This is a genomic window from Alcaligenes sp. SMD-FA (assembly GCF_025960365.1).
GTDB classification, from domain to species: Bacteria; Pseudomonadota; Gammaproteobacteria; order Burkholderiales; family Burkholderiaceae_B; genus Alcaligenes; species Alcaligenes aquatilis.
Genome location: NZ_CP110108.1, coordinates 1,021,258 through 1,042,617 on the forward strand (window position 1 = coordinate 1,021,258; position 21,360 = coordinate 1,042,617).

The following is a 21,360-nucleotide window of genomic DNA, read 5'->3' on the forward strand; positions in this document are numbered from 1 at the left end:
AGCTTAGGCAAGGATGTTCAGATGAAAGAAACCAGTCGTCGCACCGTCAATCATTACCAGGATCATGCGCAGGCCTATCGGGACGGCACGTGGGACCATGACGTCAGTCAGAATCGCGACGCCTTGCTGGCGGCGATCGGTTTGCCGGGGCCTGTGGATATTCTGGATCTGGGCTGTGGGCCGGGGCGGGATCTGGTCGCGTTTCAGGCCATGGGCCATCGCCCGGTGGGCTTGGATGGCTGCGCAGCTTTTGTGGAAATGGCTCGTCAGCAAACTGGCTTGCCCGTATTGCATCAGGATTTTCTGGATTTGAACTTGCCTGCTGCTGCGTTTGATGGCGTGTTTGCCAACGCCGTGTTATTCCACATACCCAGTGCGGAGCTGTCCGCCGTGCTGACGGCCTTACGGCACAGCCTGCGACCAGGCGGGGTGCTGTTTTCCTCCAATCCGCGCGGTCAGGGACAGGAAGGTTGGAATGGTCAGCGCTACGGTTGTTACTACAGTTGGGAGCAGTGGTCAGAGCGTCTGGAGCAAGCGGGCTTTGAATATATCAAGCACTTTTATCGCCCTACAGACAGGCCAGTGCAAGAGCAACATTGGTTGGCATCCTTGTGGCGCGTACCGGCCCGATGATGAGCGAATTGGTGAATCCCTGACCTGGCTACTTAGGGGATTGTTTTATAAGCCTATTTTTTGCTAATACAGGGGTTTTCCCTATTATTATGCACATCTTTTGTGGATAAGCCGGTTTTCAACAAACCGGTGCTTGCCCAAGGAAAAAAATGGTAAAGAATTGTCGATTCTCTGATCGCTTTGTGTAAGTGATTGATTATATTGAAATAAGTTCATTGATTCACGGTTTATCCTGTGACTTGTCCACATTTTATGGGGATAAGCGGGGCGCTGTTTCCGGATTTGGTTGATTTCTGTTCGCCGTTTTTAAGCCGCTGATACTACTGAAAGTTTTCCTGATTTGCCCAGTTTTTCCTATGAGCTATCCACAGTTTTCGGGGATAAGCTGGAAAGCTTAGTCCACTTGGGTTCATGTCCCCCCCAAGGCTATGATGCGCACTAGCAATGTTTACCCTTAGCGGCCAGTCCCTTCGGTGCTTTGCCTTTTAATTGAGGAGATTGAAACGTGGAAAAATTGCAAACCTGGATGACAGAGTTTCCCGCCGTTGTCGCGATTGCGCTTAATGTCGTGATCGCTTTGTTGATTCTGATCATTGGCTGGTGGCTGTCTGCCGTTGCCGGTCGTGCCATCAAGCGGATGGCAGCCCGCTCTCCCCGAGTGGACCCCACGATTGTGCCTATGGCCCAGTCTGTGACGGTTTGGACAATTCGTGTCTTTGTGCTGATCGCCGTACTGGCGCGGTTTGGCGTACAGACCGCCAGCATTATTGCGGTGTTGGGTGCTGCTGGTTTGGCCGTTGGTCTGGCCTTGCAGAACACACTGCAAAATATTGCCGCCGGCATCATGTTGCTGATGCTGCGTCCTTTGCGTGCCGGCGAGTTTGTGTCGGTAGTCGGTAAAGGCGACGGTACCGTGCAGGAAGTGGGGTTGTTCCTGACCCGTTTTGAACAAGTGGATGGCATTCAATTCACATTGCCTAACAGCCTGATCTGGGGTAACCCCATCATCAACTACAGCCGCAATGCGACGCGTCGTTTGGACTTTGGTGTGGGCGTGCGTTATGGCGATGATCTGGATCTGGCTATCAAGCTGTTGCAGGACTTGTTGAATGAACATCCGCAGGTGCTCAAGGACCCGGCCCCGGTGGTGATGGTCATGGAGTACAAAGACAGCGTGATTACGGTAAACCTGCGTGCCTGGATCAGTTCTGCTGATTTCTGGGATGCCCGTTTTGATCTGTTCCGCCGTGCGGTTCAGGTATTGAATCAGGCTGGTTTGCAGACTCCGGTTCCTGTGCGAGAAATCGTGCAATCGGGTGCGGAGAAAAAGGCCGCGTGATCCTGTTGGCTTCGGGCTTGGATGTCAGGTCTGCAAGCACATTATTCGGGCTTTTGACTCAGGTAAGTCTGAGATAAAGAGAAAATGCCTCAAGCCGTGTTGTTAGCGGCTTGGGGCATTTTTTTCGGGTTAGCCTGAATTGGATTGATGTCAGGCTTGCTCCATACTGGTGGCCTTAGCGCTGTTTTTCTTCCCACCCCCACGATGTTTCTGATCGACGAAAAAATCACGGTACGACGCCTGGAAGTTTTGCTGGCTTTTCTGGAAGCCGGCACGATTGCCCGTGCCGCTGAACAATTGGGTACCAGTGCGGTCAGTGTGCATCGAGCATTGAAAAGTCTGGAAGAAGGCTTGCGCTGCCCCTTGTTCCTGCAGGAAGGGCGCAACCTGGTGCCACAAGAGTCGGCACGCGAGCTGGCTGAAGCCGCCAAGGAAACCATCCGTACCTTGCAGCATGGTATTGATAATGCCCGCGCAGCGGGGGGGTATTCTTCGGATCAGTTGCGCATTGGCTCCATGTATTCGCTAACAATACGTTTGGTGCCACGCCTTTTGGTAGAGCTTAAGGTCCACAAACCTGCCATGCAGATTGATCTGGTGTTGGATTCCAACGAGAAACTGCTGCAAAAGCTGCGGGGCGGTCATATTGATGCCGCCTTGATCGAGTTGCCTCAAAAGCAGCCTGATGACCTGGAAATGCTGCCTGTTTTTCATGATGAGCTGATGTTTGCCGCCCCTGTGGATTGGCAAGGTTCGGATTCGTCCGTAGTGGATCTGGAGCGTTGCTCCAAGGAACGCTTTGTGTCGCTGACCGATGACTTTGCGACAGGCCGGGACATGCAGCGCATGCTGGCCAAAGCCGGGTTCGATGCCGATATTGTGATGCGCACCGGAGACATCTTTTCTTTGATGAGCCTGGTCAGCGGCGGGGTGGGGTGTTCCCTTTTGCCAGCCCGTGCCAAAGAGGTTTTCTCTGACAAGATTCAGTGGTTCAGTCTGGAGCCGCCGTATCGACATTTACAGCGCATCGGTCTGGTTTGCATGAAGTCGCGTGAGCGTAGCCCGAATGTGTTGAGCTTGTTACGGGCCTGCCGGATCGTGCGCACGCAGCTGGAAAAAGAAGGGCAGAAGTCTGCCTGATGTGGATCTGAAAACGGCGTCAGGTCCTTCTTTTGTTCTCTTTCTCTTGTGCATGGCTTCACAGGGCCGCTATTGAGCGCTGCTGGCACCCTCTGTCGCTTAGGTACTGGCCGATTACGGCGGCCCGAGTGTTGAATCCTGATCAGGGATGATGCATGTCCAGCGCACGATGTCGCGCTGCATTTATCCCGCCCAGCGTGACAGCCAGCGTTGCAAACCCTCCAGGGCTTGGAACTCGTCTACACTGCGTGCGGGAATCTCGGGATAGCGTTGATTCCACATGCTCGCCAGGCTACGGCCCGGACCAATTTCCAGCACCACATTAGGCTGTCGTTCTTCAATCTGCTCCATGCAGGAATCCCATTGCACAGTTTGCATTATTTGCGCCGATAAGGCCTGGGCAGCGGTAGCGGCATTATGCACCCACACTCCGGCATTGGTGGGCCACGGCACGTTCGGGGCAGCCAGTGCGCTTTGATTCAGTTGCTCCTGAAAGGCGTGAGCCGCGCTGCTCATCCAATGGGTATGGGACGCAATATTCACGGACAAGGGTGTGCAACGAGCCCCTTGTTCTTGAGCAAACTTTTCCAGGGTACAGAGCTTGTCACGCGGGCCCGCACACACCGCACTATCGGGGCCATTGCGTATGGCCAAGGCGGCGCCCTGTGCTTGGCACCATTGTTCAATCGTCCGAATTGGAACACCGCTTATCGCCAGCATGCTGCTGTCTTGCCCGGCTCCGGCCTGGTCCATCAAGGCGGCTCTTTGTCCGGCTAGGGTGACGGTATCGCTGACAGATAAAACCCCGGCGACACAAGCGGCTGCCAGCTCGCCAATGCTGTAGCCCGCCACGGCGGCCAAAGATTGACTGGAGGATTGCAGGGCAGGGACTTGCTCCTGCAATTGCTGCCAGGCGGCCAGTGCGCATGCCGTCAGCACGACTTGCGCATGGGCATTGGTGCTGGCCCAACTGCTATCGCGCATGGCAGCGCGCCAGTCGGGAACGTGCAATTGCTCCTGCATTTGCAGCAGCAGGGGATGGGCCGGGTTCATCCAGGGCAGCATGTCTGCATATTGCATGCCTTGCCCGGAAAACAGCAGGGCGATTTTCATGGTCAGGCTCCAGTAGGGCGACGCTGGCTGGCACCACCGGGTGCATAGGCTTGCAATCGGTCCAGCCAGCAGCAGGCCGACAGGGTATCGGCTGCACCTCCGGGGGACAGGTGGCGTTTCATGAAGGCTTGATGCACGGCTTGCGCGCGTTGCATTGCGTCGGGGGTGAACGCACTGCCCGCTTGTAAGTATTGTGCGGCGCAGCGGCGCGCGTAGTGTAGTCCCTCCAGTCCGCCACGATGGGCCAGATTACTATCGTCAAGGACCGCCATGACAGAAAACAAGGTATGCAAACCCACGGTTTGCAACTGCTGTTCTGCCACTGGTGTGCTGTGCGGAGACAAAGTGTTGACAGCGACTTGCCAGGCGGGCCAGGCCGTTTCAAACAAGGTGGGAAAGCCCTGGGCGGCTTCCTGGTTCGCGCCTTGCAAGCCATAGCGGCGTACCGCCCGTCCGCCCGGCAGTGCGGACGATGCTTGCAGGCTGCGGGCCTGTAAAGCCGCCCCCCATAATGTTTGAAGTTGGTCCCGAATCGTGGCGGGAGTCAGGGTGCGAAAAGGAAGGCAGGCGCCTGCGGCTGCGCACAACAGGCCCAGCATGAAAATGGCGCCACGGTGGGTATTGATGCCCCCCGTGGCGGCCTGCATGCGAGCCTCCGCTGCAATCCCGCGAGTTTGCAGTTGGTTGAATGGAACACGCTGTTGGCCCAGGGCCGCCATGTCGGTGAAGTAGTGGCGCAAGGCAAACAGACTGCGATAAAAAGTGCTGGCATCCATATCGTCATGGCTGCCGCTGTCGATCAGGGAAACCAGCCCGGGTTTGGGGGCCAGAATCAGCTCGTCATACAGCGCCAGAACGGCTGCTCGACCTATGGCCGCGCAGCTCCAGGAACGGGATGGGTCCATGGAGTCGGGGGCAGTGGGTAACGGTGCCAATGCCCTGGTTTCAATGGCATCAAGCAGCATGAGAAGACTCCAGGCTAGGGGCGTGCTCGGGCCAGTCCGAGTGCGCCTGAATACGTAAACCATGCGTGTGTTTGATCATGACTTTGCGGCTGGCGCCGCTGCGCCATTGCTGCCATTCACGCCAGGCAATGGCGTCGTCGTTGGGAAACAGCAGCTCGCCATCCAGACGGGGGAAACCGGGCCATTCGTTGGCTGCACGTAATAGCTGCACCAGACGATCGGCCTGCGTGGCGCATTGCACGGGCAGCAGCAAATCCAGGTCCGAGCCTTCACGCACATAGCCTTGTCCGGTGATCAGTTCCCAGCCATAACTGCCATAGACCTGCGCCGTGCAGCTGTGTGCCTGCATCTGTTGGCATAAGCTCAGCCAGTCTTGTGCCAAGGAAACCGGCAGCAAGGTTTGGGCTTCATGGGCGGGGGGAAAACTGCCCCAGCTCACGCTCCGAGCCTGGGGAACGATCAGGGACAGCCTTTGCCGTCCCCAATCGGTCGGCAAAGGAATGCCCACTTGCAGTTGCCCGCTACGCAGCTCGCCCGGCTGACGGCTGACGACCAGCGGCCAGCCTCGGGCCTGCCATCTGCACAGGCATTGATAGGTGTGGCTGCTCGGCTCCAGATCAGCCAGCACCTGATCCCAGGCAGTGCTGTCCAGCGTGATCAGGTGGTGACGGCGAGCGGGCAGTGGGGCGGTCATCAGGATGCCTGCAAGACCTGTTCAATGATCTGCGCAGCCAGACGGCGGCCACCACGTTCGGCACCCTCGCTGGCGCGGCGATCCTGATTATTGGACTGGGCCAGTGCCGCACGTAATGAAGCGCGCAGTTGCTCTGGCGAACTGCTCTCCCAGACAGACTCAATACCTCCCATGGCCACGTAGTTGCCGACGCCGGGCGCAAAGACCGGATTGGATTGCGCCAGCTCTTCCAGCATGGCTTCGGGCAGCTTGGTGACGCGGGCCATGGCAGGGATGCGCATGACGCGGATCTCGGCTTCAGGCACGGCATAGCAGGCATCGGCAATCAGGCCGGAGGTGATGAAACCACCGGACAGAGCCTGGTCATATACCAGCCCAATGACTTTGTGGCCTTTGCGTCGGGCCAGATCCAGGCACATGCCCAAGTGAGCCATAGCGCGGTTGATGCCCAGCAGCTCATCGCGGCGGCGCAGTTGCTGGCCTTGGGTATCGACCAACAGCAGCAGGCTGCGGCCTGGATGGTTCTTGATGATGTCCAGCACGGCCTGTGCCTGGGTCAGGGCCAGAGCCACGCCGATGGCGGCGTGTTCGGTAGTCCCGATAACGGCCAGGGTCTGGCCATCAAACTCGGCATTGCCTTGCAAGAACAAACTCTGTTCGGTGATGCTGTGCTGCGTATCGAACAGAGTTTGCACCAGTGTTTCCCATTTCATGACAGCACCTCCTGGCGGCGTAATGCTTTGACGGCGGCCGCGTCCATCTGCCCGACGTGATCGCTTTGTTCCAGCCCCAGCGCTTGCCACAAGGTCTGGGCCTGATTCTCGGTGTGATCCCATTGCTCTACGGGCAGCAGGGCCGCGCGGTGTGCCAGCAACTGATGTTCCTGCTCGAGCTCTTCCAGGGTGACCGGGCCACGGGCCGGGTTTTTCAATCCTTGTATGGCAGCGGCGCGGAAAGCGGCCACGGTATCGGACACGAGATCGTCGCAATCCGCCGTTAACCAGCGGTGTTTTCCGCCACTGGTTTGCCAGACCAAAGCACGATCTTTGGAGTCGTATTCTTCAACGCCGTGCGAGGCTTCAATCACCTCCGGGCCGGACATGGCCAGACGGCCTACGTCACTCATGATCAGGTGGTTGGTGCAGCGGGCCACAATGCCCATGCCACCAAAGCAACCGTTTTGCCCACCCACCAAGGCAATCACCGGCACACCGGCATTACGCGTATCCAGCAAGGCGCGCATCACTTCGGAGACGGCAATCAACCCGGCATTGGCTTCGTGCAAGCGCACACCACCGGACTCCAGCAGCAGTACCACACCCGCAGGGCGGTCGATCAAGGCTCGGCGCAGCAGGCCCACCAGTTTGGCGCCGTGAACTTCGCCCACGCCACCGCCCATGAACTCGCCCTCTTGTGCGGCCACATAAACGGTCTGTCCTTCCAGCAAGGCATGGCCGATGGCCACGCCATCATCAAAGGAAGAAGGCACCCCCAATTGGGCTAAGTGAGGGCTGCTCAAGCGTTGTGCGGGGGGCAGCCATTCGTGAAAGCTGTTCGCGTCAAACAGAGCCTGGACGCGCTGGCGGGCAGAACATTCCAGATAACTGCTCATGACGGTGTTCCTTGTGCTTGGCTGCGTGCCAGGGCTTCGCTGGCGGCCTGGTCCAGACGCAGGCTGACCACGGCCGGGGTGGCCCCCATATCGTTGATGTCAAAGTGAATACCGGCCAGCGGATGGCGCTGGTGAAAGTCCCGTACCACCGCATCCCAGATCGTGGAGAAGCCGCGTGCCGAGGTGTGAATATGGATGGTGCAGTCGGGGCTGTCCTTGGGCTCGGCCAGCACTTCCAGATTGCCCGAGCCTACGACGCCCACCAGCACTGGCTGGAAGGTGGCGATGGGCTCTTGTCCTTTGAAACGGTAGGCCAGGGTTTCCAGGCCATGAGGACGGTTTGTCATCGTGATCTCCTAATTCAAATAGCGTGGCGGGCCATTACCAGTTACGAAAGCGTGCCGGCGGTTGATATAGCCCGCCGGAGGCCTGAACCAGATCCCGCATGCTGCGTGCGGCCAACAGATTGCGTGTGGCCTGGCGTGGGTCTATGCCCAGATCCTGGGGGCGACGGATGATGCCGCGATCGCGCAGGTTCTCCACCATGCGGGCATCGCGTCCCAGACCTACTTGTGTGTAGCCCGCAACGCCGCGTATGGCCTGTTCGCGTTCTTCGTCGGTACGGCACAGCAAGAGATTGGCGATGCCTTCTTCAGTCAGGATGTGGGTGACATCGTCGCCGTACACCATGATGGGAGGCAGATCCATGCCGGTTTGCTCTTGCAGGGTCCAGGCGTCCAGAGTGTCTACAAAAGCGGGGGTCATGTGTTCGCGGAAGGTCTCCACAATTTGCACCACCAGCTTTTGACCACGCGGCGTACCGGCTGCACCCTGACGACCTTCGCGGGCTTGTTGACCGGCCTTCAACCAGGCGGGGCTGGTGTGGCGACGACCGCGTGCATCCGCGCCCATATTGGGTGCGCCACCAAAACCAGCAATACGGCCGAGCGTGGCGGTGGAGCTGTTGCCATGCAGGTCGATCTGCAAGGTGGAGCCGATGAACAGGTCGCAGGCGTAGTGGCCGGCCGCCTGACAGAAAGCGCGGTTGCTGCGCATGCTGCCATCCGGGCCGGTGAAGAACACATCGGAGCGGGCACGCAGATAGTTTTCCATGCCCAGCTCGGAGCCGAAGGAGTGTACCGATTGCACCCAACCGGCTTCAATGGCCGGGATCAGGGCAGGGTGAGGATTCAAGGCCCAGTGCTGGCAAATCTTGCCTTTCAGGCCCAGCGACTCCCCGTAAGTGGGTAGCAGCAATTCAATGGCGGCGGTATCAAAACCGATGCCGTGGTTCAGGCGTTGCACGCCGTACTCTGCGTAGATGCCCTTGATGGCCATCATGGCCATCAAGACCTGGATTTCGCTGATCTGGGCGGGGTCGCGGGTAAACAGCGGTTCAATAAAGTGCGGGCGTGGAGCGGGCACTACGAAGTTCACCCAGTCGGCGGGAATGTCCACGCGCGGCAGGCGGGTGGTCTTGCTGTCGACCAGCTCGTTGACCTGGGCGATGACAATGCCGCCGGAAAACGCGGTGGCCTCCACAATGGCCGGGGTGTCTTCGGTATTGGGGCCGGTGTACAGATTGCCGTGCTCATCGGCGGCCTGGGCCGCGATGAGCGCGACATTTGGGGTCAAATCGACAAAGTAACGGGCAAACAACTCCAGATAGGTATGAATGGCACCGATGTTCAGCCGTCCTGCCGAGGCCAGCCTGGCCAGGCGCGCACCTTGCGGGCCGGAAAAACTGAAGTCCAGGCGGCTGGCAATGCCTTTTTCAAACACATCCAGATGCTGGGGCAAAGCCAGCACGGATTGCACCATGTGCAGGTCATGAATCTGCGCTGGGTCGACTCCTACCAGTGCGTCGGCCAGAAAATCGGCCTGCTTCTGGTTATTGCCTTCCAGGCAGACTCGATCTCCTACTTGTAATACGGCTTCCAGCAAGGCGCTGGCTTTATCCGTGCTGCATAGTTTGCCTTGCAAAGAGTCTCCCAGTGCGCGGCGGGCACGTTGCAGTCTTTGCTGGCGGGCTTGATTCTTAAGATTCCAGTTGCTGTCCGTCATTGGGTTTCCCTGTCATACCTCTGTCGATGTGATTCGTTAAACAAGTTGCCTGGCCCTTCAGGATCGTAGTTCAGGCAGCGCGATTGTTAAGGTGCCTAGACGATGGGCAATGCGGGTGGCCGCCTCGAGCAGTAGGTCGTCCTGCCCGGGGCGGGCGGCCACTTGCAGTCCTAACGGAAGCCCGTGGTTGCCAAAACCGAGGGGCAGGTTGATGCACGGAATGCCCAGCGCCGTCCAGGCACGGCACAGCACGGGGTCGCCCGTGGTGTCGCGAGTAGGTGCCTCGCCCAGGGCAGCGGCGCTCAGGATCAGGTCCGCCTCGCCGAAGATCAGTTCGGGCTGACGCTTGACCTGGTTGATTACGGCTTGGGCCTGGGTCAGCTCGGCAGTCGGGATCTGTGCAGATTTCTCCAGATAGGTTTGTAAAGCCGGCGAGAGCTGTTCAAGGTGGTGCTGGCGTTCATGGCCTAAATGGATCAACACCTCAGCGCCCATGATGGTTTGCTGAGCGTGGGTCAGTTCTCCAAATAGCTTGTCCTTATCGCTAAGTTGAACGTCAAACTGGCCCTCGTCCCTTTTTAGGTGGGTGACGATGGCCTCCAGCCGATCGCGTAGGTCCTCGGCAATGTCGTCCCACCAGGGGGTGTGTAAAAAGCTCATGCGCAAAGGGGCTTGCAGCAGGACTTGCGACACTTCCGGCGTGCTGCGCAGGGCGTTAAAGACCCGGCGTACATCGTCCAGGCCTTGGCCAAGAATCCCCACGGTATCCAAAGAGGGGCTGATGGTTTTCAGCCCGCTGCTGGGCAGGGCACCAAAGCTGGGCTTGAAGCCATAAATTCCGCAGAAGGTGGCAGGACGCACCACGGACCCCGCTGTCTGGGTGCCCAAGGCCACCGGAACCACATTGGCGGCCACGGCAGCGGCCGAGCCGGACGAGGAACCGCCCGGGGTATGCTCCAGATTCCAGGGGTTGCGTGTCTTGGGCGGGCTGAACAAGGCAAACTCCGTGGTGACGGTTTTGCCAAATGGCACGGCACCGGCCGCCATCAGGGCTTGCACAATGGCGGCATCCTGGGTGGGGCGGTTGTCGCGATAAATGGGTGACCCATAGGTGGCTGGAGCGTCCTTGGTATTGATCAAATCCTTGATGCCGATGACCAGCCCCTTCAAGGGGCCCGTGTTGCTCTCCTGTTCTTGGGCGATGCGCCGTACCTGCTCCTTGTCCAGATGGGCAAAGGCCTGAATCAGATCCTCGGTTTGCTCGTAGCGGGCAATCGCTGCTTCTGCCGCCTTCTGGCTGGATGTCATGTTTCGGGTAGCGAAATCATTCACAGACATGGCAAGTCCTTAGAGCGTGAAGGGGGCAATAAGAATGGCAATCGTCAACACGACGGTGCCAATCAGAAAGGCCACGACGGTAAAGCCCATGACTTGCCGTACATTCAAGCGTGCAATGGCCAGCACAGGCAGGAGCCAGAAAGGCTGGATCATATTGGCCACTGCTTCGCCAAAGGCCACTGCCATGGACATCAGGCCCAGATAGGCGGGGCTGTCCTGACCCATGGCCAAGGCCGATTGCACGGCGATGGGGCCTTGCACCCCCCAGTGTCCGCCACCGGAAGGAACAAACAGCGAGATGATGATGGAGGCGATAAAGGTCAGAAAGGGCAGGGTGTACTCATTGGCCCCGGTCACCAGCGCCGAGGACAGTATTTCCTCCAGAGCATGACCTCCTTGCATGGGGATATAGGCCAGCAAGCCCATGATGCCGCCGTACAGTGGGTATTGCAAAATCAGCGGGCCTGCTGTTTTGGCGGACTCGACAAAGGACTTGATAAAACGGATAGGGGTCCAGTGCAGCAGAGCACCGGTAACGGTGAACAGCATGATCATGGATGAGATGTTCAGCGCAAAACCGCTGCGCACGAAGTAGTACATACCCGCAGAAAAGAACAGTACGTTCAGAATCCATAGGTTTTCCAGTTTTTCGGCTGGAGTGTTGGGTTTGGTTTTGGGTAGATCCTTTTCAATATCTGCAAAGACAGCGGGGTCGGGAGGCAAGGCGTAGTCGGGCTCCATACGCCAGATTGTCAGAAACAGCAAGATGATCAGGGCCACGACCGGGATCCAGCTATAGGGCTGGAAAATGGTCAGGCTAAAAGGCACCGTCATGCTGGTCAGTTGATGGATGACGTTGATGGGGCTGTTGGGGTCAGTATTGGCCAGGGCAATCGAGCTGGACAGACCTTGAGTCCAGAGCAGGTAGCCCATATAGCCCGAGGCAATCAGATAACCAAAGTGGACATGGGGCAGGCGACGGGCAACCTGGCGCGCGACCAGGGCGCCAGCAACTAGCCCCAGGCCCCAGTTCAACAGGCAGAAGATTGAACCTACAGCAAAGCACAACAGGGCACCCTCAGCTTGGGTTCGGGCACGGGATGCCAGCCAGATAATGGCGCGTTTTAGCGGTGGTGCTTCGGCCAGGGTGTAACCTGTCACCAGAATTAGCACCATTTGCAGAGCAAAGGTAAAAATACTTTTAGGCCCCCATACCCCGCGATACCAGGCATCCACCATTCCTCCGGGGGTGGCACCATCGACAAACAGGGCAATCAATCCAACAACCAGCAAACTCAGGATGACCGCAAATAAATACGGGTCGGGCATCCATTTTTCTACGTAACGCACGCAGATATTGGTGAAACGGGTCAGCAAGTTTGGCCTGGGTTTGGCCGAGATGGTAGCAGTGGTGTTCATAATGAACTTATCCTTGTTTTTGTCTCCCCGACCTGGCTAGTGGGTCGGCTTCTGGATTCGGATGCTGGATACACAGTCCCGCTAGCGCGTACTCCTCGGTGTTGACTGTTGCCTGTATCTCGCCTTCCTTGTTTTTATGGCGTGCCCCTTAGGGGGCTTATCGTTGTGCCCACAAGATAGCGACAGGCCCGGCAGGGGATCAATAAAGCAAATGTCGTTTTATTTACGCGCGGCGAAACGATGGCGCGTTAACCCTAGGGAAAGAGAGGGGGGTGAGCCTGTGGACAGGCAACGGTGGCTATAAGGCCGGCTGTTTTCCCTGGTGTGGAGATATTTAGCTAAAACGAACGGATTTGAGGATCAGTTTGAAGAGAGACGACAGCACCGTTTGAAATGGACTACGTTTTTCAATGGGGAGACTGTGAGGGCAAAGAGCAGAGGGGGAAAGGCAAGGCTTTTACTCAGGTTTTGACGGCCAGACCTGAGAGCTTGATGCCAGTTGCATGGCAGAAGCTGGTGAGCAAAGGAAGGGGAGAAAGGGTGGGAGTACTGTTTGAGACATAAAAAAGCACACAGAATGCGCTGTGTGCTTTTAAGGAACCCTAACGGCGCTGGACCGAACAGAGAGGACAGTTTTCTTGAACTAAAATTTGTCGGCCACTGAATCCAGGGCCTCGCGCAGTAGACCGGCAATCTCTTTTTGACGCGGCGCAGGCATGCGTTCGGTAATCGCCGTGACACTCATGGCCAGAATGGGGCGGCCTTTGTGGTCGCACAGGGCGCAGCCCACACCCAAGGCACCGCGCACAGCGTAATTACCGACAACTGAGTAGCCGCGAATGCGGGTATTGGTGACCAGTTGGCGCATCTCGCGCTGGGTCATGCCGCCGTACTGGTCCAACTGATTGGCATTGCGCTCGATAATTTGCTCGATGGCCTCGTCCCCCAAGGTCGCCAGATAGGCCATGCCACCGGAACCTACGCCCAAGGGCTGACGCTTGCCGACATAAGTGGCCAGAATCTGTACCGGGTAGGGGCCGATTTCGCGCCATAGGCTAATGGAGTCGTCGCCATCGCGGCCCACCAGAAAAACGGCATCGCCGGTCAGTTGAGCCAGCTCCTGCATGATGGGCTGCATGATGGTGACTCGCGGATCCAGCCCAAACAGGCCCTGATCCTGGCGCGTGGCGCTGTAGCGACGGCTATGGCTGCTGTTCTGGACCAGCCCGTGATCGATCAGAGCGGCCAGCAGCCGGTAGATGGTGGGGCGCTGTAGTTGCGTGGCGCGTGACAAGTCAGTGACGCTCAGCCCTTTGCCTTGATGATTTTGCAAAGTCTTGAGCACCAGCAAGCCGCGTTGCAGGGTACGCGGCCCAGCCTGATCCTGCGGTTCTACGGTCTCGGGAGTGTTCATGCTTGAAAACAGCTAATGCTTACCGAAAAGTAACTCAGTAAGAATATACGCCAGCCGAGAAAGTGTCCACTGTGTGATCGCTCATTTCCGGTAGAGCCCCCTGCAAGCAGCGGGCAAGTGGGGCGGAGCGCAAGCTTTAGCGCTGTTCCGGGCCGGCCGATTCGTCTTTACGCTGCTCGGGAATAGGGTGACCTGCCGTTTTCGCGGTCTTGATCATGGCGGTACACAGGCCGCGCAACATATCGACTTCGTCCAGGCTGAGTTGGGCTCGCCCAAACAAGTGCTGCATGCGGGGCACCAGTTTTTTGGGATGCTTGGGGTCCAGGAACTTGACGCTTTCGATAGCCTGTTCCCAGTGTTGCAGCAACGCCTGCACCTTGGCTTGAGGCGCCAGTTCCTTGCCGGGGTCTGCCTTGCCATCGGTATTGGGCAGGAGGCTAGCACCACTTTCAGCCAGCAGGGCGTAGCGCAATTCCCAGGCGGCCAGTTGCAAAGCCTGGGCGACATTGAGCGAACTGTATTCAGGATTGGCTGGAATATGGCAGACGTACTGGCACTGGCTGATGTGATCGTTGGTCAGGCCCACGCGTTCGGTACCCAGCACAATGGCCACTGTGCCGGCGTGCTGGCGCAGATGCTCACGGCTCAGTTCGGCGGTCTGGCGTATATCGGCGGCTGGTGGTCCCAGGTAGCGGGGGCGGGCTGTCAGGGCAAAAGCCAGGGTGACCGGCTCCAGCGCATGCGCCAGGGTAGGCACAATCGTGGCCTGTTCCAAAACGTCTACGGCACCGCTGGCCAGTGAGATTGCCTGAGGGTTTTGTGCAACGTCCGGGTCGAGCGGGTCAACCAGACATAAGTCGCCAAAGCCCATGGTTTTGATCGCTCGCGCCGCTGCGCCCACGTTTCCAGGGTGGCTGGGTTGCACCATAATGAAGCGAACCCGGTGAAAATTATCATCAAATGCCGATGCTTGCGTCTGAGTCATTTAAAATAGCTACTTTGAAGCTACGCTTCCTGTGTCTGCTCACGCGATTTTGCCCTGCAACAGGGCACGCCAGGCAGGCTCAATTATTGTTAAAAAAACGGAATTTCCATGCACCCGATGCTCAATACCGCCATCAAGGCGGCTCGCCGTGCCGGCACCATTATCTCTCGCGCCAGTCTAGACCTCCAGCACCTGTCGGTTGCGCGTAAAGGCCCTAAAGATTATGTCACGGAAGTGGATCGCGCAGCAGAGGAAGCCATCATTGAAGTGTTGAGCGAAGCCTACCCCGATCACGGTTTTATCGGAGAGGAAACGGGCGAGCGCCCACCGCTGGAACCCGCAGGCGAAGGCACTCCTGAATACCAATGGGTCATTGATCCGCTGGATGGCACCACCAACTTTATTCACGGCTTTCCGTGCTACGCGATTTCAATTGCATTGATGCACCGTGGTCAGGCTGCCCATGCCGTTATTTATGATACCAATCGCAATGAAATGTTCACGGCCAGCCGTGGCGGTGGTGCTTTCCTGAACGACCGTCGTATTCGTGTATCGGGCCAGACTCGTTATCACGATGCCTTGATCGGTGCGCACGTGCCAGATTCGGGCGCGGGCGTGAAACCCACCTCCCCATTTGCCGATATGCTGGCCGAATGTGCGGCTGTGCGTCGCGTGGGTGCAACGGTTTTGGATTTGGCTTATGTGGCCGCCGGCCGTCTGGATGGTTTCTGCGCCGTCAACCTGCAACCCTGGGATCTGGCCGCCGGCACTTTGCTGGTGACTGAAGCGGGTGGTCTGGTCGGCGACTTTGAAGGCGAGCAAACCTGGAAAGAAACCGGCAATGTGATTGCCGCCAGCCCGAAGATCTTTATCCAGATGCTGTCGCACCTGCAAGATTAAGAACCTAGACCCCGGCACCGCCGGGGTGTTCTTTTAGTCACAGCGCCAAGGAGCTGAGATGGAGTGGTTGATGGACCCGACCGTTTGGGTTGGGTTGCTCACACTGGTAATTCTGGAAATTGTGCTGGGCATCGATAACCTGGTGTTCATTGCAATTTTGGTCGATAAGTTGCCGCCCGCGCAGCGTGATCGTGCTCGTGTGCTGGGCCTGTCCTTGGCCCTGCTGATGCGTCTTGGCCTGTTAACGGTCATGTCCCATCTGGTGCAGTTGACTGATCCTTTGGTATCCGTGTTTGGTCTGGATTTCTCAGGTCGCGATCTGATCATGATAGTGGGCGGCTTTTTCTTGCTGCTCAAAGGTACGCTGGAGCTGCACGAGCGTATTGAAAACCGCAGTGCTCACGCCTCCGGGTCGCGCATGTATGCCAGCTTCTGGGTCATCGTGGCGCAGATTGTGGTGCTCGATGCCGTATTTTCTCTGGATGCGGTCATTACGGCTGTGGGGATGGTCGATCACCTGCCTGTCATGATGGCGGCGGTGATTATTGCCATTGGCATCATGCTGGTGGCCTCCAAACCGCTGACGGCTTATATCAACAGTCGGCCTACGGTAGTTATTTTGTGCCTGGGCTTTTTGTTGATGATTGGCTTTTCCTTGCTGGTCGAAGGCTTTGGCATACATGTACCCAAGGGTTACTTGTATGCGGCCATTTCCTTCTCCATCCTGATCGAAATGTTCAATCAGTTGGCGCGTCGCAAGCTGCGTATGTTGCAAGCGGGTCGCCCCATGCGCGAGCGTACGGCCGAGGCTGTGCTGCGCATGTTGGGCAAGCGCCCCGCTTCGGGAGAGGCGGCCATTGGGCCGGATTTGCCAGGGGCATCGGCACAAATGGTATTTGGCCAGGAAGAGCGCAATATGGTTAGCGGTGTGCTGACCTTGTCCGAGCGCACCGTGCATTCGGTGATGACGCCGCGTAATGCCATTACATGGGTGAATATTCAGGACTCCCCCGAAGTTCTGCGCGACAAAATGACACAGGAACCTCATAGCATGGTGCCGGTCTGTCGTGGTTCGCTCGATGAGGTTATTGGCATTGGTCGAAGCAAAGAGTTACTGGCAGATCTGCTGATTCATGGTCATATCCGTGTGGATCAATTGCGTCAGCCGGTCTTTGTGTATGAGTCCATCGGAATTTTGGACTTGATGGAAACCATCAAGCAAAGCCGCGGTCAATTGGTCCTGGTAACGGACGAGTTTGGGGCGATTGAAGGGCTGGTGACGCCCTTGGATATTTTCGAGGCCATTGCGGGTGACTTTCCCAGCGAGGATGAAGCCCCCGATATTGTTCAGGAATCCCAGGACCACTGGCTATTGGATGGCTCCACGGACCTGCATCATCTGGAACAGATGCTGGGCGTGGATGGACTGGTGGATGAAGAGGAAGAATACGCCACCTTGGCCGGCTATTTGCTGACGCGTTTTGGACAGTTACCCAAGGTCGGTGATGTCTGTGAGCTTGAACAGCGCGATGCCGTGTATCGCTTCAAGGTTCAGGAGCTGGAGGGGCGTCGCATTTCCCAGGTCAGTTTGGAGCGCGTGCCCTACGACGATGAACAAATCGATCCCTTCTTGGCATCTTAATTTTTATTGGCTTTGATTCACACAACATGACCGAGCAAACCATTTATTTGTTGAAGGCCCTGTTTCTGGGGATTGTTGAAGGTATTACTGAATTTATTCCTGTCTCCAGTACGGCACACTTGCTGATACTGGGTTCCTGGATTGATTTTTCCTCGGGCGATGCCAAGGTGTTCGAGGTGGTTATTCAGTTTGGTTCGATTTTGGCCGTGGTCTGGATTTTCCGTGCGCGTTTGATTCAACTGATCATGGGAACCTTGCGTGGTGATCGCACTGAGATGATGTTCACCCGCAATCTGCTGATCGCCTTTTTGCCCGCTGCGGTGATTGGTGCCTTGACGATTCAATACGTGAAAGCCTTGTTCCATCACCAGATTGTGTTTGTGTTCACACTGGTGCTGGGTGGCTTGTTGATGCTGTGGGTCGAGCGCAAGCCACAGTATGCAAAGCACACGGCAGACGGCGATCAGGGTGAAACTGCCACTTCGCAAAAGGCCACGGCTTTTGCCTTGGAGCAGATCACCTGGAAGCAGGCTTTGGTCGTTGGTTTTGCCCAGTGCATTGCCATGGTGCCAGGTACGTCGCGTTCGGGGGCGACGATTATCGGCGGCATGTTGGCCGGTATTCAGCGCAAGACGGCCACGGAATTTTCTTTCTTTCTGGCTATGCCAACGATGTTGGCCGCCACGGTCTATGACCTGTACCGCAACGGTGCGTCCTTGAGTACAGATCAGAGCAGCGCGATTATTGTGGGCTTTATTGCCGCTTTCTTTAGTGCGCTGTTCCTGGTGAAGGCGGTGCTGCGCTTTGTGTCCAGCCGTACCTATCGTCCTTTTGCCTGGTATCGGATTGCCTTGGGTGGAGTGTTGTTTGTGTGGCTGATGACGTAACCCGTTGTCGCTTTAGACGTTTGGAGATCCCCGCTTGGCTTAGCTGTCGGCGGGGATTTTTTTTTCAGGGAAGTTCAGTAAATAGCCTCCTTCCACGCACACACTCTACCTACCTACCTACCTACCTACCTACCTATCTGTCTGTCTGTCTGTCTGTCTGTCTGTCTGTCTCTTGATGGGTGTGCTAACTGGATAGGCACTTTTTTGGCGATAGTTGTGTTCAAGGGTTAGTTAGCAAATAGCGGGTTTGTCGCCAGCTAGTTGATCTGGCCTGGCTTGGCTTTTGATACGCTGCTGCTGAGGGGAGTTTGGTCTCAGCAAGACGCCTCTCGGTTCGTCTCCCCCGGTGTCCGGGCTGACTACTTGCCGGTGCTGCGCACCGGTACCCTTGTCAGTGTTCGGATACGGGCGCGCCCTTAACTCGCGGGGTGTCTTGTCCCCTGGACAAGACACAAGCGCCCCCCTCAAACAGAAGGGCGCTTGCATCCCGTATCCGAACACCGCCTGCGGCAAGCTGTCTAAACCGCCCCGGATACCGGGGCCGACGAACCGAGAGGCTCACAGTGAGGTGGGGACAAGCAGCCTTGCGTTATTCATGGGCTGTTTTGTAGCAGGACTCCAGTTGTTGACTGTCACTTGATAGGAAGCAGGAGAAGGCATCTTGGCCGCAAGAAATACGGTCTCTTTTGTGTTTTTGAGGGGGCCGCTGGGCTCGATGGGCGAGTCAGGGCTCTGGCCGCAGGCTTTTGCAGTATCCAGGATGCGAGCCCTGTGCTGTTTGAGCGGGGCGCTTGTGGTTCGTACGGGGTACGAGCCACCCCGCGAGTTCACAGGGCGCCTGGATACTGCAAGAGACCAGGGAACCCGTGCGCAGCACGGGCCGGAGACCCGCCAAGTCGAGCCCAGCGGCCCCCTCAAAAATGCTTATGCAGCCGCCTTGATTCCTGCGGCCTGTCGCTGTCGCTCACAAGAATAAGCAGTTTCTCATCCCATGAACGGACGAAAAAACCCAACTTAAAACCAACTGCCTATAGCCGGAGTCAACGAAGTCAAACTTGCTGAGGTCCCAGTGTCTGGCACTGATCCTTTTTACCCCATTGGTGCAAACAAAGCTGCGTGCCTTCAATACTGATATAGCCGCCACGCCGTTCTTCTTTAGAGAAGTCAGACTCCCAATCCGGCAGTACCCATCGGCGTACCGGTTCAAAGCCGGGAATGTCGTGCACGGCGGGTCTATGTGTGTGGCCATGCACCATGGCGTGCACAGAGTGTGCCTCGCAGGCCGCGACAATCGCCGCAGGCTGCACATCCATAATCTCTTTGGATTTGTATTGCTTGCCGCGCTGGCTACCCGCACGGGCAGAGTCTGCAATACGTTGGCGCAGGCTTAACGGGCAGGCCAGGTACAGCTTTTGCAGCCAGGGTTTGCGTACCCAATAGCGAAAGCGTTGATAGGCCAGATCGTCCAGACAATACTCGTCACCGTGGGACATCAAAATCAAACCGGCAGAGGTATCCAGGACCACTTGATCCGGCAAGAGCGTGGCGTGGACATGTTGGGCGTAGGCCTTGCCCAGTAGGAAGTCACGATTGCCACGCATTAAATAAAGCGGATGTTGCTGCGCAAAAGAGCGCAGCGCCTCACTGACTTGAGCAAGCCAGGGGGCAGGGTGGGCAATTTGATCGTCACCGATCCAGGCATTGAAAATATCACCGCCCAGAATCAAGACGTGTGCCTGATGCTGGGCGGAGTGCAGAAACTGCAGGAAATCCTGGACGGTGTCTGGATTGTCCGGACCCAGGTGCAGGTCCGCGGCAATCCAGATAGTGCCCGCAAGCGTGAGCTTATTCGACAAGCGTGGCTTTTTCCAGAACGACGTCTTCAACGGGCACGTCTTGGTGGAAGCCCTTGTTGCCCGTGCGCACGGTCTTGATTTTGTCGACCACATCCATGCCTTCGATCACGCGGCCAAATACGGCGTAACCCCAACCATTGGCGGTCGGTGCGGTGAAGTTCAGGAAGTCGTTGTCAGCCACGTTGATGAAGAACTGAGCCGTAGCCGAGTGTGGATCGGACGTACGAGCCATGGCCAGGGTGTACTTGTCGTTCTTCAAACCGTTGTCGGCTTCATTTTTGACAGGAGCATTGGTCGATTTTTGCTTCATGTCGGCCTCAAAGCCACCACCCTGGATCATGAAGTTGTTGATCACACGGTGAAACACGGTGCCGTCGTAAAAACCGCTGGACACATAGTCCACAAAGTTGGCAACGGTGTTGGGGGCTTTTTCTGCGTTCAGTTCGATCAGGATGGTGCCCTGATTCGTCTGCAGTTGGACGCGTGGGGAGGTGCTCATAGAAGTGCCTTCAGAAGAAGTGGAAGAATCTGCTGCCATAGCCGGACTGCTCATCATAGGCATAGCCATACAGGCAGCAATAAGCAGGGTGCGCAAGCGACGAGCCTGATCACACCATTGAAATGTGCTTGCAAACATAAGAGAGGGACAATCCCGTCAAATAAAAATCTTATTGTTGCAGAATTTGGCCAGTTTGTTGCGCGCGCTGGGCTGCTTTGGGCACACCGCTGGCGGCGGCTTGACGATAGGTGTCATTGGCCAGCATCAATTGGACTTCACCCATATTGGCGCGAGCCAGTGCGTAGGACGGATCGGCGGTCAAGGCCATTTTCAGGGCCTCCAGTGCCATATCCAGCTTGTCTTGTGCAATGTACTCAGCCGCCAGATTATTCCAGGGCTCGGGAAGCTCCGGATAATAGGTGGTCATATCCTGATAGAGGCGGATTGCGCCATTATGGTCACCACTGGCCGACAGGGCACGTGCTTTCAAAAACAGCAGTTGTACATTGGCACCGGGTTCGCCACGGTCTTTGCGCTGCTCCAGCTGTTTCTCAATAGCTTGCAAGGCGTCAGCATGACGGCCTTGGGCAATGAGGGTGCTGATGCGCTGACTGATTTGAGCTGAGCTAAGCGGCAACGAGGTATCCACACTGGGCGCGAGCACGTCCAGTGCACGGGCCAGTCCCTTCCAGCCACGTTCAGGTTCGGGGGCGATATCGAGCAGGGGATCGTTCACCCGCACGGCGGGCGGGGGTAAATCGGGCAAGGATTGGGCGCTCACGTTGAGACCGAGGGCCAGCAAAAAGGCCAGGGTGCACGGAGCGAAAAACCGAGTCCGTCTAGGTGTACTGAGCACAGAG

20 protein-coding genes are annotated in these 21,360 nt (G+C 57.2%); 6 read left to right on the forward strand and 14 right to left on the reverse strand.

The genetic code is table 11. From position 1 onward, the window contains the following. The first annotated feature begins 21 nt into the window (after positions 1-21). The 3 genes from OKX01_RS04700 to OKX01_RS04710 all read left to right on the forward strand — a co-directional run bounded on the left by OKX01_RS04700 (position 22) and on the right by OKX01_RS04710 (position 3,112). On the forward strand, positions 22-633 hold the full coding sequence (locus OKX01_RS04700) for a class I SAM-dependent methyltransferase (RefSeq protein WP_121738378.1): 612 nt from the start codon (positions 22-24) through the stop codon (positions 631-633). Positions 634-1,159: 526 nt separating this feature from the next. Continuing rightward, positions 1,160-1,972, forward strand: a complete 813-nt coding sequence (locus OKX01_RS04705) for a mechanosensitive ion channel family protein (protein WP_162496942.1) — start codon at positions 1,160-1,162, stop codon at positions 1,970-1,972. Between the two features lie 147 nt (positions 1,973-2,119). Next, a complete protein-coding gene (locus OKX01_RS04710; RefSeq protein WP_319802198.1) occupies positions 2,120-3,112 on the forward strand; it encodes a LysR family transcriptional regulator in 993 nt (330 codons plus the stop codon). 183 nt (positions 3,113-3,295) lie between these two features. On the opposite strand, the gene OKX01_RS04715 is transcribed toward OKX01_RS04710, so the two are convergent. The 11 genes from OKX01_RS04715 to OKX01_RS04765 all read right to left on the reverse strand — a co-directional run bounded on the left by OKX01_RS04715 (position 3,296) and on the right by OKX01_RS04765 (position 14,716). Continuing rightward, positions 3,296-4,225 (reverse strand): acyltransferase domain-containing protein, encoded by a 930-nt coding sequence (locus OKX01_RS04715; protein ID WP_264672555.1) that lies wholly within the window; start codon positions 4,223-4,225, stop codon positions 3,296-3,298. 2 nt (positions 4,226-4,227) lie between these two features. Then, positions 4,228-5,190: a triphosphoribosyl-dephospho-CoA synthase gene (locus OKX01_RS04720; protein ID WP_264672556.1), complete on the reverse strand. Its 963-nt coding sequence runs from the start codon at positions 5,188-5,190 to the stop codon at positions 4,228-4,230. Then, positions 5,180-5,884 (reverse strand): malonate decarboxylase holo-[acyl-carrier-protein] synthase, encoded by a 705-nt coding sequence (gene mdcG, locus OKX01_RS04725; protein ID WP_264672557.1) that lies wholly within the window; start codon positions 5,882-5,884, stop codon positions 5,180-5,182. Before mdcG ends, OKX01_RS04720 begins: the two co-directional genes overlap by 11 nt. Continuing rightward, positions 5,884-6,597: a biotin-independent malonate decarboxylase subunit gamma gene (gene mdcE / locus OKX01_RS04730; protein ID WP_264672558.1), complete on the reverse strand. Its 714-nt coding sequence runs from the start codon at positions 6,595-6,597 to the stop codon at positions 5,884-5,886. The genes mdcG and mdcE overlap by 1 nt, the downstream gene beginning before the upstream one ends. Next, complete coding sequence (locus OKX01_RS04735) at positions 6,594-7,496, reverse strand: biotin-independent malonate decarboxylase subunit beta (protein WP_094195891.1); 903 nt, start codon at positions 7,494-7,496, stop codon at positions 6,594-6,596. The genes mdcE and OKX01_RS04735 overlap by 4 nt, the downstream gene beginning before the upstream one ends. After that, positions 7,493-7,843 carry a malonate decarboxylase acyl carrier protein gene (gene mdcC, locus OKX01_RS04740; protein ID WP_230019120.1) on the reverse strand — a complete coding sequence of 117 codons (351 nt, stop codon included), beginning with the start codon at positions 7,841-7,843 and terminating at the stop codon, positions 7,493-7,495. Before mdcC ends, OKX01_RS04735 begins: the two co-directional genes overlap by 4 nt. Positions 7,844-7,877: 34 nt before the next feature. Then, positions 7,878-9,560 carry a malonate decarboxylase subunit alpha gene (gene mdcA, locus OKX01_RS04745; RefSeq protein ID WP_264672559.1) on the reverse strand — a complete coding sequence of 561 codons (1,683 nt, stop codon included), beginning with the start codon at positions 9,558-9,560 and terminating at the stop codon, positions 7,878-7,880. 57 nt (positions 9,561-9,617) lie between these two features. Then, positions 9,618-10,898 carry an amidase gene (locus tag OKX01_RS04750; protein WP_264672560.1) on the reverse strand — a complete coding sequence of 427 codons (1,281 nt, stop codon included), beginning with the start codon at positions 10,896-10,898 and terminating at the stop codon, positions 9,618-9,620. A gap of 9 nt (positions 10,899-10,907) precedes the next feature. After that, positions 10,908-12,317, reverse strand: coding sequence for a short-chain fatty acid transporter (locus OKX01_RS04755; RefSeq protein WP_264672561.1), 1,410 nt, complete (start codon positions 12,315-12,317; stop codon positions 10,908-10,910). A gap of 643 nt (positions 12,318-12,960) precedes the next feature. Then, on the reverse strand, positions 12,961-13,731 hold the full coding sequence (locus OKX01_RS04760) for an IclR family transcriptional regulator (protein WP_094195896.1): 771 nt from the start codon (positions 13,729-13,731) through the stop codon (positions 12,961-12,963). A 136-nt stretch (positions 13,732-13,867) separates the two neighbouring features. After that, positions 13,868-14,716, reverse strand: a complete 849-nt coding sequence (locus OKX01_RS04765) for an RNA methyltransferase (protein ID WP_094195897.1) — start codon at positions 14,714-14,716, stop codon at positions 13,868-13,870. Between the two features lie 108 nt (positions 14,717-14,824). On the opposite strand from OKX01_RS04765, the gene OKX01_RS04770 reads away from it, so the two are divergent. The 3 genes from OKX01_RS04770 to OKX01_RS04780 are packed head-to-tail and all read left to right on the forward strand — an operon-like array spanning position 14,825 to position 18,145. After that, entirely contained in the window at positions 14,825-15,616 is a 792-nt protein-coding gene (locus OKX01_RS04770; RefSeq protein WP_009457824.1) for an inositol monophosphatase family protein, read from the forward strand. Positions 15,617-15,674: 58 nt separating this feature from the next. Beyond that, the gene (locus tag OKX01_RS04775) at positions 15,675-17,258 is read left to right on the forward strand and encodes a TerC family protein (RefSeq protein ID WP_094195898.1); all 1,584 of its coding nucleotides are present in this window, start codon (positions 15,675-15,677) and stop codon (positions 17,256-17,258) included. A gap of 26 nt (positions 17,259-17,284) precedes the next feature. Then, positions 17,285-18,145: an undecaprenyl-diphosphate phosphatase gene (locus OKX01_RS04780; RefSeq protein ID WP_094195899.1), complete on the forward strand. Its 861-nt coding sequence runs from the start codon at positions 17,285-17,287 to the stop codon at positions 18,143-18,145. A 1,049-nt stretch (positions 18,146-19,194) separates the two neighbouring features. Here the strand turns inward: OKX01_RS04780 and OKX01_RS04785 are convergent. The 3 genes from OKX01_RS04785 to OKX01_RS04795 all read right to left on the reverse strand — a co-directional run bounded on the left by OKX01_RS04785 (position 19,195) and on the right by OKX01_RS04795 (position 21,281). Beyond that, positions 19,195-20,001 carry a UDP-2,3-diacylglucosamine diphosphatase gene (locus OKX01_RS04785; RefSeq protein ID WP_094195900.1) on the reverse strand — a complete coding sequence of 269 codons (807 nt, stop codon included), beginning with the start codon at positions 19,999-20,001 and terminating at the stop codon, positions 19,195-19,197. Next, on the reverse strand, positions 19,991-20,500 hold the full coding sequence (locus OKX01_RS04790; RefSeq protein WP_199827856.1) for a peptidylprolyl isomerase: 510 nt from the start codon (positions 20,498-20,500) through the stop codon (positions 19,991-19,993). Before OKX01_RS04790 ends, OKX01_RS04785 begins: the two co-directional genes overlap by 11 nt. 169 nt (positions 20,501-20,669) lie before the next feature. Further along, positions 20,670-21,281, reverse strand: a complete 612-nt coding sequence (locus tag OKX01_RS04795) for a tetratricopeptide repeat protein (RefSeq protein WP_230019128.1) — start codon at positions 21,279-21,281, stop codon at positions 20,670-20,672. Between the last annotated feature and the right edge of the window lie 79 nt (positions 21,282-21,360).